The organism is Shimia gijangensis, assembly GCF_900142085.1.
Taxonomy (GTDB): Bacteria; Pseudomonadota; Alphaproteobacteria; order Rhodobacterales; family Rhodobacteraceae; genus Shimia; species Shimia gijangensis.
Window position 1 is genome coordinate 51,239 of the sequence record NZ_FQZQ01000021.1, and the last position, 14,656, is coordinate 65,894.

Annotated in this window: 13 protein-coding genes and 2 pseudogenes; 9 read left to right on the forward strand and 6 right to left on the reverse strand. The window is 53.3% G+C overall.

The annotated features are described in order from the left end of the window. Nucleotides 1-6 precede the first annotated feature (6 nt). The 3 genes and pseudogenes from BUC32_RS16060 (at nucleotide 7) to BUC32_RS16070 (ending at nucleotide 2,288) form a co-directional block, all read left to right on the forward strand. A complete protein-coding gene (locus BUC32_RS16060; protein WP_245815197.1) occupies nucleotides 7-1,155 on the forward strand; it encodes a dihydrolipoamide acetyltransferase family protein in 1,149 nt (382 codons plus the stop codon). Continuing rightward, nucleotides 1,152-1,403, forward strand: a complete 252-nt coding sequence (locus BUC32_RS16065) for an acyl carrier protein (RefSeq protein ID WP_073255219.1) — start codon at nucleotides 1,152-1,154, stop codon at nucleotides 1,401-1,403. The genes BUC32_RS16060 and BUC32_RS16065 overlap by 4 nt, the downstream gene beginning before the upstream one ends. A 178-nt stretch (nucleotides 1,404-1,581) precedes the next feature. After that, nucleotides 1,582-2,288, forward strand: a pseudogene (locus tag BUC32_RS16070) (IS6 family transposase). Nucleotides 2,289-2,590: 302 nt separating this feature from the next. Here BUC32_RS16070 and BUC32_RS16075 read toward each other — a convergent pair. Continuing rightward, nucleotides 2,591-2,782: a YgaP family membrane protein gene (locus BUC32_RS16075; RefSeq protein ID WP_073255222.1), complete on the reverse strand. Its 192-nt coding sequence runs from the start codon at nucleotides 2,780-2,782 to the stop codon at nucleotides 2,591-2,593. Between the two features lie 447 nt (nucleotides 2,783-3,229). After that, a pseudogene (locus tag BUC32_RS21240) lies at nucleotides 3,230-3,451 on the reverse strand (diacylglycerol kinase); the annotation flags it as partial. Nucleotides 3,452-3,600: 149 nt separating this feature from the next. Here BUC32_RS21240 and BUC32_RS21245 point away from each other — a divergent pair. Further along, entirely contained in the window at nucleotides 3,601-3,747 is a 147-nt protein-coding gene (locus BUC32_RS21245; protein WP_407695253.1) for a TauD/TfdA family dioxygenase, read from the forward strand. Nucleotides 3,748-3,925: 178 nt separating this feature from the next. On the opposite strand, the gene BUC32_RS16090 is transcribed toward BUC32_RS21245, so the two are convergent. Next, nucleotides 3,926-4,864, reverse strand: coding sequence for a VIT1/CCC1 transporter family protein (locus BUC32_RS16090; protein WP_322788024.1), 939 nt, complete (start codon nucleotides 4,862-4,864; stop codon nucleotides 3,926-3,928). Nucleotides 4,865-4,945: 81 nt separating this feature from the next. On the opposite strand from BUC32_RS16090, the gene BUC32_RS16095 reads away from it, so the two are divergent. From BUC32_RS16095 to BUC32_RS16115, 4 genes are all read left to right on the forward strand, one after another. After that, a complete protein-coding gene (locus BUC32_RS16095; protein WP_073255228.1) occupies nucleotides 4,946-5,383 on the forward strand; it encodes a DUF4405 domain-containing protein in 438 nt (145 codons plus the stop codon). A gap of 282 nt (nucleotides 5,384-5,665) precedes the next feature. Then, nucleotides 5,666-6,646 carry an efflux RND transporter periplasmic adaptor subunit gene (locus tag BUC32_RS16100; RefSeq protein ID WP_139280757.1) on the forward strand — a complete coding sequence of 327 codons (981 nt, stop codon included), beginning with the start codon at nucleotides 5,666-5,668 and terminating at the stop codon, nucleotides 6,644-6,646. After that, nucleotides 6,639-9,851 carry an efflux RND transporter permease subunit gene (locus tag BUC32_RS16105; protein WP_073255231.1) on the forward strand — a complete coding sequence of 1,071 codons (3,213 nt, stop codon included), beginning with the start codon at nucleotides 6,639-6,641 and terminating at the stop codon, nucleotides 9,849-9,851. The genes BUC32_RS16100 and BUC32_RS16105 overlap by 8 nt, the downstream gene beginning before the upstream one ends. A gap of 538 nt (nucleotides 9,852-10,389) precedes the next feature. Then, the gene (locus BUC32_RS16115) at nucleotides 10,390-11,097 is read left to right on the forward strand and encodes an IS6 family transposase (RefSeq protein WP_073255234.1); all 708 of its coding nucleotides are present in this window, start codon (nucleotides 10,390-10,392) and stop codon (nucleotides 11,095-11,097) included. A 423-nt stretch (nucleotides 11,098-11,520) separates the two neighbouring features. Here BUC32_RS16115 and BUC32_RS16120 read toward each other — a convergent pair whose 3' ends face one another. Both BUC32_RS16120 and BUC32_RS16125 read right to left on the reverse strand, forming a co-directional pair. Beyond that, the gene (locus BUC32_RS16120) at nucleotides 11,521-13,203 is read right to left on the reverse strand and encodes a recombinase family protein (RefSeq protein WP_073255236.1); all 1,683 of its coding nucleotides are present in this window, start codon (nucleotides 13,201-13,203) and stop codon (nucleotides 11,521-11,523) included. Then, nucleotides 13,200-13,619, reverse strand: a complete 420-nt coding sequence (locus BUC32_RS16125; protein WP_073255239.1) for a DUF2924 domain-containing protein — start codon at nucleotides 13,617-13,619, stop codon at nucleotides 13,200-13,202. The genes BUC32_RS16120 and BUC32_RS16125 overlap by 4 nt, the downstream gene beginning before the upstream one ends. 447 nt (nucleotides 13,620-14,066) lie before the next feature. Between BUC32_RS16125 and BUC32_RS16130 the strand changes: the two genes are divergently transcribed. After that, nucleotides 14,067-14,477, forward strand: coding sequence for a ParB/Srx family N-terminal domain-containing protein (locus tag BUC32_RS16130; RefSeq protein WP_073255242.1), 411 nt, complete (start codon nucleotides 14,067-14,069; stop codon nucleotides 14,475-14,477). Between the two features lie 36 nt (nucleotides 14,478-14,513). On the opposite strand, the gene BUC32_RS21250 is transcribed toward BUC32_RS16130, so the two are convergent. Then, a partial coding sequence (locus BUC32_RS21250; RefSeq protein WP_139280758.1) for an integrase core domain-containing protein occupies nucleotides 14,514-14,656 on the reverse strand: 143 nt, incomplete at its 5' end.

The window sequence follows — 14,656 nt, forward strand, 5'->3', positions numbered from 1 at the left end:
TTCCGCATGCCCTCGCTCGGTTCGGACATGGAAGCGGGCACGCTGGTTGAATGGCTGGTACAGCCGGGCGACACCGTTGCACGCGGGGATGTCGTGGCTGTGGTTGAAACGCAAAAGGGCGCGATCGAGATCGAATGCTTTGAAGCCGGAGAGGTTCTGGAACTCATCGCTGGCATTGGTCAGACGCTTCCGGTTGGTGAACCACTCGCCCACATCGGCGTTCCCGGCGTGGGGCCGGGGGCCGGGACCGAGGTCCCGGCAGAAACCAGACCCGCCAAAGCAACGCCCGCCACCGTCAAACATGAAACACCACCACAGTTTCATGCGTCGAGTCAGGGGGGGCGGGCAAGCCCCGCTGCGCGGTTGGCCGCGCAGGAGGCCGGTATCGATATTGCTTCGGTTGCAGGGACAGGTCCCGGTGAGGCGGTTGTTCTGGCCGATGTCGAAGGTGTTGGACAAAGCCAGGCCAGACGTCCTCCCGCAGCAGATGGCATTTCAGAAATGCGCAAAGCGATTGCCGCAGCGATGACCCGTTCTAAACGCGAAATTCCGCATTTCTATGTTTCCCACAATATCGAGACACAGCGCATATCCGACTGGCTCGCTGCCAGAAATGCGGACAAGCCACCGACAAAGCGAGTCCTGTCCGGGGCGGTGTTTGTCAAAGCCGCGGCGCTCGCGGCGCGCACTGTACCGGCGATGAACGGTTCCTACCACGAGGACGGGTTTCACGCCTCGAAGCAAGTGAATGTGGGGATCGCCATTTCCCTGCGCGGAGGCGGCCTGGTGGCTCCTGCGCTCAGCGATGTTGACCGCTTGTCCCTGGACGAGGTCATGGCAGGCATGCGGGATCTGGTGACGCGCGCCCGGGCAGGGCGCTTGCTGGCGTCGGAATTCACTCGCGGCACATTCACGGTATCGAGCCTCGGAGCGGGAGGCGCCGAAGAAATGACCGGGGTGATCTTTCCACCGCAGGTGGCGTTGTTGGGTATCGGTTCCCCCAACATCAGGCCTTGGGTTGCAGACGACCGGGTCGAACCACGCGAGGTCACGAAATTCGTGTTGTCCGCCGATCACCGGGCCTGTGACGGACGGCAGGCTTCAAAATTCATGCTCGAACTGGAGAGCAGGTTATCAAAATCGGAGTTGCTATGACCGAAGACGAAATCAGAGCCGCCTTTCTGGACGAGATCAACAGGGTCGCGCCGGATATCGAACCTGACTCGGTGTCCGACGAAGAGCACCTGCAAGACGATCTTGAACTGGACTCAATGGATATCCTCAATCTAGTGGCTGCGCTGCACGACCGTCTTGAGGTTTCGATCCCCGAGACGGATTACAGCTGTATTTCCACACCCGGAAAAGCAGTGAGCTATCTAATTGGAAAAATGAGAACCACCTAGGGTCTTGTCGGGCTAAATCGGGTCTTGTCAGAGCGATGGCGCTTGAGGAGACCATGGCGGTTTCGTAGCGTCGCGCCATGACCAAGCGCAGCCCATTTCGTTACTTTCGAACGTCACCAGGGGTCTTGTCAGAAGGACTTCGGTTGAGACGGGCAGGGCGGTTTCGTAGCTTCTGCATATGATGAAAAAAGACCCCTTCAAGTACTTTCACAGCAGCCCGGAGATCATTCGCCTGGCGGTCATGATGTACGTTCGATTTCCACTTTCGCTCCGAAACGTCGAGGACCTGCTGCACGAGCGCGGCATCGACCTGAGCCACGAAACGGTGCGGTACTGGTGGAATAGATTTGGCCCAATGTTCGCCGCTGAAATCCGCCGGAAACGTGTCAGTCGGATTCGATGTTGCTCGAATTGGCAATGGCACCTAGACGAGGTTTTTGTGAAGATAAACGGCGAATTGCACTATCTATGGCGTGCCGTGGATCATGAGGGCGAAGTGTTGGAATCCTACGTTACGAAACGCCGGAATCGCAAGGTTGCATTGAAATTCCTCAAGAAAACCATGAAACGTCATGGCAGAGCCGAGGTGCTAGTAACCGACAAACTTCGCTCATACGGCGCCGCGATGAAGGTAATTGGTAACGTGGCGAAACAGGAAACGGGTCGTTGGAAAAACAATCGCGCTGAAAATTCGCACTTGCCGTTTCGACGACGAGAGCGTGCCATGATCCGCTTTAGGCGCATGCGAACCTTGCAGAAATTTGTTTCCGTCCATGCATCCGTTTTAACCACTTCAATCAGGAGCGCAGCCTTTCCCAAAGAGATCATTTCAAGATGAACCGTACCGCTGCTCTGGATGAGTGGCGCGGCCTTTGTGCGGCATAAAGGGCAGTCTCACTGGCCTAGCTGAGACGAGTTCGAATTTGTCTGACACCACCCTAAGGCGTATTGAATAGGTTGGAAATTCGAAAATTTCCGCGTGGAGTTTCAACAATCGTGCTTAGATTTTGGGCCAATGGGCGACAATTGCTCGATTTTTGCAAGAGTTTTTGTGGAACGCAATACAGCCACAATGCAAAAGCTTGGCCGGTCGTCGCGGGGAGGCTGTCCAAAAAGCATCCCCGGAAGTCTTGAAGAATTCCGGGGTCAAATTGTAAATGGTGGTTTCCGATTGGGCGGATCAGCGATCAGGCTGATTTCAGCCCGAAACTGCGAAAGATCATCGCAGCCGGACAAAACCCAGTAAAGGCCGACTGAAACAAGTTGGCACCGACAAAGATTGTCAGGAGCATCCAATTCGGCGAGACAAACCAAGTGAGTAAGACGGACAGCAGAACCATGAACCCGGCCAATGCCATAACGGCTTTATTAATAGTCATAATATTTCCCCTCGGGTAGGTGTGGCGCAATTCGATTATCCACAACGCATTCCGATATGGGAATGTATTGGGGGATGTCAAGGGTCGTCATTACACACTCCCCAGACCCAGAAAAAAATTGAAGCGCCAATCAACCATTTGGCCCTATTGATCGGCAGCACGCCAAAGGTCGTGCGATTTTCCAGCAACTCGAATATGGGCCTCGTCCAAATGCCTATTCAGGCCTCGCCAAGATCTGTGCTTGAAAGTTTGTTTCGCGATCTCTGGGCCGAACTTGCGCATCCATGCGTAGTTCTTTCCTAAGCCCACGAGGGGCACAAGGCCCGGTTTTTTTGTTGCCCACATCAATGTCAGAGCCAGCACTCTCTGATGAGGGGGCTGCCTAAGTCAGGCTTGCTTGTTTAAGAAAAGCAGCAATAGCAACCGACTTGGCAGGGCCTTGGCTTTTCAGCTTGCTGCTGCCCAAAGAATAAGTCGAGGGGCGCAGGCGGCAGCCAAATATAGAGTTGCTCCAATTAGAACGCACATTACGGCCAGAGAACCGCGATCCTTGGCATTTTTGGCGTACTCTTCCCAATCTGGAGACAGCCGGCCACCGATGCATTCAATGGCTGTATTGAGTGCATCGGTGTCGACAAAAAGAAGGAATATCCCGATCAGCACAAGAAACTCTTTTACTGAATCACCTGCCGGTGCGCTTCAACGCTGTCGAACTGGCAGGCCTTTGCAAACGGGATCTTCGGGCCGTCCCACAATTATGAGCCGCCAGTCTACACGCTGGAAGACGGGTCGATCGTTGCATCTGTGAAATTGAGGAATTGCGCAACTTAACTGAAACCTGCACGGTCGAGATGAATTGGCAAGATGGCGATGTGGCTGTGATCGACAGCCCCCGCGTAATGCATGGCCGGCGCGCAATCAAAGATCACAATCGCCAGCTTTTCATTGGGATGGGCCTCCTTTGATGGCCTGCCGTTCGGAGGCTGAAGCGGCACTGTCACTTATAGTTTGTAAAGTAGATTGTGGCGGGCCTGGCCCAGCGATCAGTTCATGGCGCGTACAAATAGTGCGAAATAAAGTGCGCCGAATGCTGCCAATGTTTGGCCGGGCACCTCAGAAAATAGAGAACGGAAACCCCGGACCTTAGAAATTGAACAGCGAGCCCACTCCATAAGCGATTGCAGCTGCAGCCCCACCGATCACCAGGGTCTCGCATGCGGATCGCCACCAAGGGCTGAGCGACCAGATGCTTTTCAGCGCACCAATGGTAAAGAAACTCGCCATCGTCATCCACGCTGACAAGGTGAAAGCACTGTCTAGGCTCAATATGAAGGGCAGTAATGGCACCATTCCCGCGACGAGGAATGACAGGAATGTGGTTACCGCAGCCCGCAGCGGATGCGGGCTTATTCCACCCAATCCATACTCGCCCTCCATCATCAGGGCTATCCAGCGGTCATGGTTCTTTGTAATTGCATCAGTTGCTTCATCCAAAACCCGACCTGAAAGTCCCTTCTGCGCCAGTATCGCACGCGCTTCACGCCACTCGCCCAAGGGATAATCTTTGATGTGGCGTTCCTCGATTTTTCGGATGCGGCGGAAATTGTCCTTCTCTGCTCGAGACCCAGAGTAGGCTGCGGCTGCCATTGAGAAACCATCTGCCAACACATTGGCCAAGCCCAGCACCACAATGACGAAAGGTGGCAGTCCTGCTCCCGCGACACCTGCAACAATTGCAAAAGTCGTGACTGACCCATCAATTGCACCAAGTACAGCATCTCGAAGTACGCCTGTTCCAGGTGGTGCACTTATACGTGCTGCAACTTCTTGATGACTGTGACCATGATCGGGCATGTTGATCCTCCAGTGTCCTGTCATTTTAGAGGAGCGGTTCCCGACGGCTTTAAGGCAGATCAAGAATGCCTTCTGTTTTTCTATTCGGAGCCAAATCAAAACCGTCAGCATTTCATTGGAATTGGTCGTTCTCAATGGGGCCCGTTCGAATGCATCTCCAACCGAAGCCTCATTTTTTATCTGGCAAGATTGAGCGTGACTTGGCCAAAGGTGGCTCAGAACAATCATGTGGTTTGTTTTGGATCAGAGCTCGCGAGGAACGCATGAAGTAGTATTTGGGTGTCATTTTCAGATTTGGGGAATTGCTCTATGACCACGCAAAGTGTTTCACGATTTAAGCTAGTTTCACATGTCTCCGGTCGGGCCTTGTCCGCCTTTGGTGTGACCTTTTCCTTTCTTCCGATGTTGGCAAGCGGAGCCATACTATATTTTGCACCAAAAGGCCGCTTGTCCAAACAAACGGATTGGGACGTTCTTGGCCTTGATCGCCACGAATGGGCGGACATTCACAGTGTTCTGATGACCCTCTTCGTCGGGTTTTCACTTTGGCACGCGATATTACACCTCAGGGTTTTGAAGTCTTTGATTTTCGGAAACAAGGTTCATCACTTCGGGCACTGGGTTGAGGCAATTGTCGCCGGTGTCCTTGTTTTGGGTTTCATGGGCATGGCAATATGGCACCTTCCACCTGCGAGTTGGGTGCTTGAACTCAGCGATTTCTTTAAACACAGCTTCTGGGTTCAGTAGTTGAAAGGAGTAGGTTCACGCTGCTGGAGCTTTTCATATACGTGTCGAAAAAGTTGAGAAGGGCCAAGTGGCTGGAAATTCATCTGTCTGGCTGATGATTGGATGGGAACCGTCTTTAGGAACGGTTCAAATAACTCGCAATTTCATTTCGTACAAAAATGACTTTGATCGCACCGGCGAGGGAAAAGAGGGTGGTCACCCTTACAATTGCAGAAAATGGAATATATAATAATCATACCAACCACCCCAAGACGTTTGGGGTCGCGAAGTGGAGTTGAACGCATGATTGGATCTATCCGGAAGCTTACCCTGGCAATCCTGGTTTTCGTTTCATCCCAAGCAACTGCCGGCGAAATGTCCCGGTTGGTTGAAGTGCCGGAATGGAAGGCTGTCTTTGCGCGCGTTGAGACGCGTGATCGAGTGCCCGCAAGGAGCCGCTTAGGAGGCGTTCTGGAAACGATCGAAGTTTCTGAAGGAACTGAAGTCCAAAAAAACCAGGTGATCGGTGTTGTCAAAGACGAAAAACTGCGCCTGCAGATGGCTGCGGTCGAGTCTCAGATGCGATCACTCGAGTCCCAGCTGCAAAATGCGTCAACTGAACTGACGCGTGGCGAAAGCCTGTTGAAACAAGGCGTGACCACCAAACAACGCGTGGATTCATTGCGCACCCAAGTCGAAGTGATTGAGGGTCGCATGGACGTAGTCAGGGCAGAAGCGGATGTTCTTTCACAGCGAACCGCTGAAGGGGCCGTGCTCGCTCCAATCTCAGGCCGTGTTTTACGTGTGCCGCTGACAGAAGGCTCGGTGGTGATGCCGGGCGAAGAAATTGCCAGCATCGGAGGCGGCGGTTTTTTTCTTCGGCTCGCCATTCCTGAACGCCATGCCGCTGCGTTGGTCCAGGGTGCCAAAATCGCTATTTCCGGCTTGGGTCCTGATACCAATGGCACCCTTGCCAAGATATATCCGCTGATCGAAAACGGGCGCGTTGTTGCAGATGTTGAAGTCGAGGAATTGGTCACAGACTATGTTGACGCCCGTGTTTTGGTGCGATTGCCTGTAGGGTCAACGTCAATGATCGTTGTGCCGAAAGATGCCCTGATGTCTCAAATGGGTATGGAGTTTGTAACTGTACAAGGCAAAGACGGACAACCGGTGCAGCGGACTGTTGTTGCGGGCGAAACACATGAAATCGAAGGCACAAAGGTTGTCGAGATTTTGTCCGGTCTCGCGGCAGGTGAAACTCTGGTGATGGCCGATGAGTAAGACGCCCACAGATCCGCCGCTTGGGATTGCAGGCAAGCTCACCAAAGTGTTCATTCAATCTGCACTTACTCCGTTGATGATTGTTGCTGCGCTTGCAATCGGAATGGTCGCTCTGATCAGCCTGCCGCGTGAAGAAGAGCCGCAAATTTCCGTGCCATTGGTCGATATTCACATTCAAGCGCAGGGGTTGAAGGCTGAAGATGCGGTCAAACTGATTACTGAACCGATGGAGCGTATCGTTAAGGGGATCAATGGTGTCGAGCATGTCTACTCTCAAACCCAAGACGACTATGTCATGGTTACGGCGCGGTTTTTGGTGGGGACATCCTCGGATACAGCCATTCTAAGAGTGCACGAAAAAATACGGGCAAACTTTGATCGTATTCCCTTGGGAATAGATGAGCCATTGATCGTCGGTCGCGGCATCGACGATGTTGCCATCGTCGCACTGACCCTCACTCCGACCGAAAATGGGGGAGACGTAACCCCGAACGACCTCACGCGTGTTGCGCGTGAACTGCAGGTCGAGTTGGCCAAAATCAAGGATGTAGGTTTTACCTATATCGCGGGAGAATCCAACGAAGCGATCCGGGTTGCACCGGATCCAGAGCGGTTGGCGTTGTACGGTGTCACGCTTCAGCAACTGGCCGGTAAAGTGCAGGGCGCGAACAAGTCTTTCTCAACCGGACTGGTCCGAGACAAAGGCGAGCAGATCATGCTGATCGCTGGCGAAACCCTGAAAACCCGAACCGAGATTGGTAATCTTCTGATAACAACGCGTGACAACCGACCAGTATATGTGCGCGATGTTGCAACGATTGAATTTGTTGGAAATAGCGCAGAGAAAATTGTCTCGAACGTGACGCGAAATGAAAACGGTGAGTTGCACAGAGTGCCCGCCGTCACGCTCGCTCTTGCGAAAAGAGCAGGAGCAAACGCCGTCATCGTAGCAGAGGAAATTCTGCATGCGGTGGAAACGCTGGAAGGCCGCCTGATCCCGGACTCGATTGAGATCAATGTGACACGTGATTATGGCGAAACCGCAGATGAAAAGGCAAATGAGTTGTTGTTCCATCTTGGGCTGGCAACCGTGTCTATTGTCGGATTGGTTCTGATGGCGATTGGTTGGCGAGAAGGTGTCGTCGTTGCCATCGTGATTCCGGTTACGATTTTGTTGACCCTCTTTGCCGCTTGGATTCTGGGATACACGTTGAACCGCGTGTCCCTGTTTGCTTTGATTTTCTCCATTGGTATTCTTGTAGACGATGCCATTGTTGTCATTGAAAACATCGCGCGCCACTGGGGCATGCCAGACAAAGCTGATCGAGTGACCAAGGCCATCCGTGCTGTAGCCGAGGTGGGCAACCCTACCATTGTTGCCACATTGACCGTGGTCGCTGCCTTACTGCCCATGTTGTTCGTGTCAGGCCTCATGGGGCCTTATATGAGTCCCATTCCCGTCAATGCCTCGGCTGCGATGGTGTTTTCCTTCTTCGTTGCGGTCATCATCACGCCTTGGCTTATGGTCAAAGTCAGCGGGAAAGCCCCAGTTCATCACGATAGTGGGAAAGATGCTCATTCGGGGGGTGTTCTCGGTCGCGTATATTCTTTGGTCGCCCGGCCAATCTTGGCGTCAAAGTTGCGAAGTGGGGTATTCCTTCTGGTCGCGACAGGATTGTCATTCGGATCTCTGTCGCTGCTTTATACCAAGGATGTGACGGTCAAATTGCTACCCTTTGACAATAAATCCGAACTTTCAGTGGTTATAGATCTACCCGAGGGGGCATCGGTCGAGACCACGGATGCAGTTGCACAAATGGTGGCGCGCGAGGTATTGGATCTGGCCGAAGTGATTTCGGTTCAGACCCACGCGGGTGATGCAGCCCCGTTCAATTTCAATGGGCTGGTGCGCCATTATTACCTTAGAGAACGCCCGAACCTTGGGGATGTCCAAATCAATTTGGATGCCAAAGATCATCGTGATCGTACCAGCCACGAAATTGCGTTGGATATACGCGAAAGGCTATTGCAACTGGACTTGCCTGCGGGGACTAGTCTTAAAACTATTGAACCGCCTCCCGGCCCTCCAGTGATCTCTACCCTTCTCGCAGAAGTGTACGGGCCAGATCCTGAGACGCGACGCAATACGGCCCGTAAAATTCGTACTGCGTTTGAATCCGTTCTCTTTATCGTTGATGTTGATGACAGTTTTGGAGAACAACCTCGTAAGTTGCGCGCACGAATATCACCTGACCAACTGGAGTTTTTTGGCGTTCAAGAGCAAGATGTCTTCTCAACGCTCTCACTTCTAAACCACGGAACCTTGGTCGGTTACTCTCACCGAGGAGAAGGCCGGTTTCCTATTCCGATCCGCGTCGAGCGCGACAAGACCGACAGGGTCATTGACGAACGCTTCCTGTCAACACCTGTACCGACAAATGTGCTCCCCGGTGCGCGAGGTGTTGTGGAACTCGGTGATGTAGTAACCATAACCGAAGAACAGGCTTCTTTCCCAGTATTTCGCCACAATGGCCGCGCTGCTGAAATGGTAATGGCTGAGCTTGCCGGGACATTCGAAAGCCCGCTTTATGGAATGATGGCTGTGTCGGACGCATTGGACCTGATGGACTGGGCGGATGGCGAAAAGCCGGCGATCCACTTTATGGGGCAGCCCAGCGACGAAGCCAATCCAGCATTGTTGTGGGACGGTGAGTGGGAAGTCACAGCGATCACGTTCCGCGATATGGGGGCTGCGTTTGGGGTGGCCTTGTTGGGAATTTACATCCTTGTTGTGGCCCAGTTCGGATCGTTCCGCCTACCACTCGTAATTCTAACTCCTATCCCGCTAACATTCTTGGGTATCATGCTGGGACATTGGTGGCTGAACGCGCCGTTCTCTGCGCCTTCTATGATCGGCTTCATCGCGCTTGCGGGGATCATCGTGCGGAACTCGATCCTACTTGTCGATTTCATTCGACACGCCGATCGCGACGGCAAGTCAGAATTGGATATCCTCATTGAGGCTGGAGCCATCCGCTTCAAACCGATCCTATTGACCGCTCTGGCTGCAATGATCGGCGCGGTCGTCATCCTGGCCGACCCGATCTTTCAAGGCTTAGCCATTTCACTGCTGTTCGGCCTGCTCAGTTCGACGCTTCTGACTGTTCTGGTGATCCCTGCTATCTATCGGGTGTTCAAGACATGAGGGCCCGGTTCTGTCTCCGACAATGGTCAACCAACAACTCGTCGGGGGGCAATGTCAGATTAAAATCATTCGCTATACTTTTCGAGCGAATTTCGGGCTGGTTTCAATTTCTGATGTTTGGCGAAAGCCAATCAAATATGGAGATTTTTCCAATCCATAAAAGGATTGGAGCGGGAGAAGCGGCCTCACAGTTTTAATCTGACAGTGCCGTTGAAACGCATCAAGCCTGTTGGCATCGTGTTAGACAATGTTATCATGTTCCCGGCCATTGCCAATGCAGGTGTGCCATGGATCAGGGTGGTGTCCTGTGCGGAAACCGAGATCCCTAACCCCAATGTACCGCCTTATCTGTCGGGCATGACTGTTAATGATCCGGCTCGACCTGCATTTGAAGCCGCCTATCTTAAGGTGACTGCGCCGGCACACGGGCGCTATAATACGTTTCGCCATAGCCGTGGCCTTGCGTCCTTGCCCGCCGGAAGGCGGTGTCAGAGGAAACTCGGTTGTGAAGGGCAGGGCGGTTTCGTAGCTTCGCCTGATGACAAAACGCTTTCCTTTTCGCTATTTCAAAACCAGTCCGGAAGTCATTCGTCTTGCTGTGATGCTCTACATCCGGTTTCCTCTCTCCCTCAGGAATGTGGAAGACCTGCTTCATGAACGGGGCATTGATGTGAGCCACGAAACTATCCGGTTTTGGTGGAATAGATTTGGCCCAATGTTTGCCGCAGAAATTCGCAGGAAGCGTGTTAACCGGATGCGGTGTTACTCGAACTGGCGATGGCATCTTGATGAGGTTTTTGTGAAGATTAACGGTGAACGGCATTACCTATGGCGGGCAGTCGATAACGAAGGTGAGGTGCTGGAAAGCTTCGTTACTAAGCGCCGGGACAAGGTCGCAGCCCTTAAATTTATGAAGAAAGCGATGAAACGCTACGGTGCGCCGGAGGTCGTGGTCACTGATAAATTGCGGTCTTATGGAGCTGCGAGGAAAGAAATCGGGAATGCAGAGAAGCAGGAAACCGGCCGTTGGAAGAACAATAGAGCCGAGAATTCACACCTACCATTTCGAAGGCGAGAGCGAGCCATGCAACGGTTCCGTCGTATGCGAAGTTTGCAGAAATTTGTTTCCGTCCATGCTTCTGTCTTCAACCACTTCAATCAGGATCGCAGTCTTTTCCAAAGAGATCATTTCAAGATGACCCGCACCGCTGCTCTCGCTGAGTGGCGCGGTCTTTGCGCGGCATAAAGGGCAGCCTCACTGGCCTAGTAGAGACTGGTTCGAATTCGTCTGACACCTCCGCCACCGACCCCGGTCTGTGTTTTCCCTGTAGATTTTGCTGCGATTAGTGCCGACATTTCCGTCGGTTACGCGGCGCGTTTTTCACCTGAGACTCACCGTGGGAGCGAAATTCCCTGCACTGTCTCAGCCGTCTCAGTAGACCAATTTCGTCGGTGAGCTTTGCGCTGGGATTTCCCTGATACAGGGTGATTTACAGGGAAGTTTGAAGGAAAGTGGACGTTTTTCGAGATTTCACCCTGTTTTCCTGCATTCAAAACAAGAGCTTACGCGTGATTTCTCTAAGTGACATAACAGGGAATTTCATTTCAGGAACAGGGAAATTTCAGGGGATGAACAGGGAAACTAACCAAAGAACAGGGATCAACGGTTTTAGTCAAATCCCAAGAGGCGCTCCTGAGCCAGCCAATCCATCGGCAGCTTCGAGCGCGCGATGGTTTCCAGCGTCAAAGCAAAAGGCTGGCTGCCATCCATAATCGCATTCTGAATCTTCGGTGACAAAAAGGCCATCCCAAGAATGCGCGTGACGTAACTTTCTGAGACAGATTGGTTGGCTGATATTTGTTTCACGGAAAGCCCAACTTTCATCTGCCCAACCCAGGAATGTGCGTTCTTCAGCGCCCTGATCAGCGTTTGATCCGGATCGGCAGTTTGCTCAGCCGCAATGATCTTCATTTCCGCACCGCGCCGACGGCATGTGAAGGAGGTGTCGATGTCGAGGAGTTCGGGGGAAAGAGTGGCCACTTCGAGGTTCAAGGTTTGCGCCAGAATCTCTGGAGATAATCTGATCTGCAGCCTGCCGGTTTGAATTGTGCCGGAGGCAATCAGCGGAGCGGCGTCTGATGCGCCATGGTCTTTGAGGCGGCCGGCCAAAGCTGTGGCCGCGTCGCTCGCCGCTTTGGACTGTACTGCATCCTTGATGTTCAAAACCGAATGCTGTCGCGCCGCATCTTTGAGGTGGGATATGATTGTCTTGGTCACGGCGTCCTCAAACGCTTTTGCTGGCAATCGCCAGGCTGCCGCATCGGGATTGCCAATGGTCAGCCGGTTCGAGACGTAGTAGCGATGCCGCTTGTCGCCTTTCTGGGAGTGGCTTGGTGTTAGGATGTCTCCAGTCTCATCTCTGAACTTTCCTAAAAGCGGCGCTGCGGATGTGGTGGCAAAGGTGCGCGGTATGTGTTTGCTCACACCGCGCCGTCGCATTGCGCCGAGTTCCAACCTGTCCTGCACTCGATCCCATAGGGCCTGCCCAATGATGGCGGCATGCAAGCCGGGATAAGATTTGTCTTTGTGGCGAATGCGCCCGAGATAGGTTGGGTTGCGCAGGATGTGATAGATCTGACCGCGGCTGAAGGGCTGACCTCCTTGTTGCCGCCCGGTGGAAAAGACATGCCGCTTGGACACCAGCCCGTCCTGTCTGGCATGCCGCATGACTGCATTCAGACATCCTAACTCTTCATAAAGCGCAAAGACCTGTCGTACAGTTTTGGCCTCGACTTCATTCAGGACCAGTTCCCGCCGGGTAGAGACGGGATGGGCATCATAACCTAATGGTGGAACCCCTCCCATCCAGAGGCCTTTCTTCTTAGACGCAGCGATCTTGTCACGGATGCGCTCAGCGGTAACTTCTCGTTCAAACTGTGCAAATGAGAGAAGCACGTTCAGGGTCAGGCGCCCCATGGAAGAGGACGTGTTGAACGCTTGGGTCACGGAAACAAAGGAACAATCGACCTCTTCGAAGCGATCCACCAGCCGGGCAAAGTCAGCCAGCGAGCGTGTCAGCCGGTCGATCTTGTAGATCACGACCATGTCGATCTTGCCCGCATCTATGTCATCGAGAAGATTCTGCAGGGCAGGGCGCTCTAACGTGCCCCCAGACTTGCCGCCATCGTCATAACGCGCGGGCAACAGCTTCCAACCTTCGTGTTTCTGGCTGGCGACGTAAGCTGCGCAGGCCTCGTGCTGGGCATCCAGCGAATTGAAATCCTGGTCCAGACCTTCCTCTGAGGATTTGCGGGTATAGATGGCGCAGCGGATTTTGCGGGACACGGTCATTTTGAAGCTCCTTTGTTCAGCCCGAAGAACCTCGGGCCGGACCAGTGGGTGCCGGTGATGGTGCGGGCAATGATGGAGAGGGAGCGGTAGCTTTGACCGTTCCAGTCAAACCCGTCTTCGGCGATGTCGACCACGTGAGTGACGCCGTTCCATTCTCTGAGCAGGCGTCCACCGGGCTTGAGGGTTGGGGAGGCATTCGCAGACGTGGGCTTCTTGTCGGATGACTTCGCCAAGGCCTTCAGCAAAGCTTTTGGCAAGCCGCCGTGTTGCTGGGCCTGTATCTCAAAGGCCAGCACCCGTCGCATGAAGATCTGGCTCATGCGCGGGGGTGGTGGGGCATTGATGATCTCGCGCCAGGCCGATGAAAGACCAGCCCGGTCCGTGGCACTTAACTCATCAAGGGTGGGTAGTGGCATGGATGTCTCCTTCGGCTGTGACGGGCGGTTGCCCTGTACCGAGGAGGGCCCAATGAGATTGGGCGTAAGGTCAGTGAGCAATGGTTTGCCCGGGTAGTCCAGTCTTACTGTTGGGATGTGGTGGGAAAAGCTGCCTTGAGGCGTGCGGGATACGTACCGCGCCCACAATTCTTCGCAATAACAGATGCTTAAGGCGAATATTTTTCAATTTTGGGCTTGTGGCCGACATCGCACTGTTCTAGTTTGGAGCTTGTCTTCGGGTAGGTATGAGAGGTGCCAATACGCGCAGTCGGCCACGGATGGGCTATATGCCTGTTCGCACACAAACGGGGGAATTCGTTGGATCGTTCGGTCTGGTGAGTTCCAATTTGTTGGTCTCTCCATGACGTCCGAAGCGATCCATTAATTCAACGGCTACCTTTGTAGCCATAATTAGTGGAGGCACATATGTGTGCTCAATCCCCCGAAGCTGATGCTGCGGCATCGCCCAGTCCCATCTGGATGGCTGACAAAGTCATTCAATCGCCGATATCAATCTTGAAACCCTATGAGAAAAACAATCGTGTTCACACGGCCAAAAGTACGGCCAAGCTGAAGGCGTCTGTCGCACAATTTGGCTTTGTCACCCCGATCCTTGTGGATGGACAGAATGGCATCATTGCCGGGCACGGCCGTTATGAGGCGGCCAAAGCGCTTGGTCTTAAAACAGTCCCGACTGTGGTTGCAGACCATTTGTCTGAGGCCGAAGTGCGTGCCTTGCGTATTGCCGACAACAAATTGGCGGAACTCTCAGATTGGAATGAAACTGCTCTACAGATTGAATTTGCAGAGTTGATGGACCTCAGTCTGGATGGCTGAGCTACTCCCCATTTGTTGGACAGGATCTGGCGTAGTTTAAGCTACTTTTCGCTCCTGCTGATCAGGGTTGGTTGTTTCAATTCCCTGCCAATAGACCACGGCAGGTGGTTTCCCGCCAAGAGCAGAGTGAGGTCGTTTTCGATTGTAGAATTGCATCCATCTTCCGACGCCCTCCTTAG

Excerpts from the sequence above, each read along its gene's own strand:
- BUC32_RS16095 (WP_073255228.1), top strand. The coding sequence starts at position 4,946 with ATGACCACGCAAAGTGTTTCACGATTTAAGCTAGTTTCACATGTCTCC.
- BUC32_RS16060 (WP_245815197.1), top strand. The coding sequence starts at position 7 with ATGCCCTCGCTCGGTTCGGACATGGAAGCGGGCACGCTGGTTGAATGG.
- BUC32_RS16100 (WP_139280757.1), top strand. The coding sequence starts at position 5,666 with ATGATTGGATCTATCCGGAAGCTTACCCTGGCAATCCTGGTTTTCGTT.
- BUC32_RS16115 (WP_073255234.1), top strand. The coding sequence starts at position 10,390 with ATGACAAAACGCTTTCCTTTTCGCTATTTCAAAACCAGTCCGGAAGTC.
- BUC32_RS16125 (WP_073255239.1), bottom strand. The coding sequence starts at position 13,619 with ATGCCACTACCCACCCTTGATGAGTTAAGTGCCACGGACCGGGCTGGT.
- BUC32_RS16105 (WP_073255231.1), top strand. The coding sequence starts at position 6,639 with ATGAGTAAGACGCCCACAGATCCGCCGCTTGGGATTGCAGGCAAGCTC.
- BUC32_RS16130 (WP_073255242.1), top strand. The coding sequence starts at position 14,067 with ATGTGTGCTCAATCCCCCGAAGCTGATGCTGCGGCATCGCCCAGTCCC.
- BUC32_RS16065 (WP_073255219.1), top strand. The coding sequence starts at position 1,152 with ATGACCGAAGACGAAATCAGAGCCGCCTTTCTGGACGAGATCAACAGG.
- BUC32_RS16075 (WP_073255222.1), bottom strand. The coding sequence starts at position 2,782 with ATGACTATTAATAAAGCCGTTATGGCATTGGCCGGGTTCATGGTTCTG.
- BUC32_RS16090 (WP_322788024.1), bottom strand. The coding sequence starts at position 4,864 with ATGATTGTTCTGAGCCACCTTTGGCCAAGTCACGCTCAATCTTGCCAG.
- BUC32_RS16120 (WP_073255236.1), bottom strand. The coding sequence starts at position 13,203 with ATGACCGTGTCCCGCAAAATCCGCTGCGCCATCTATACCCGCAAATCC.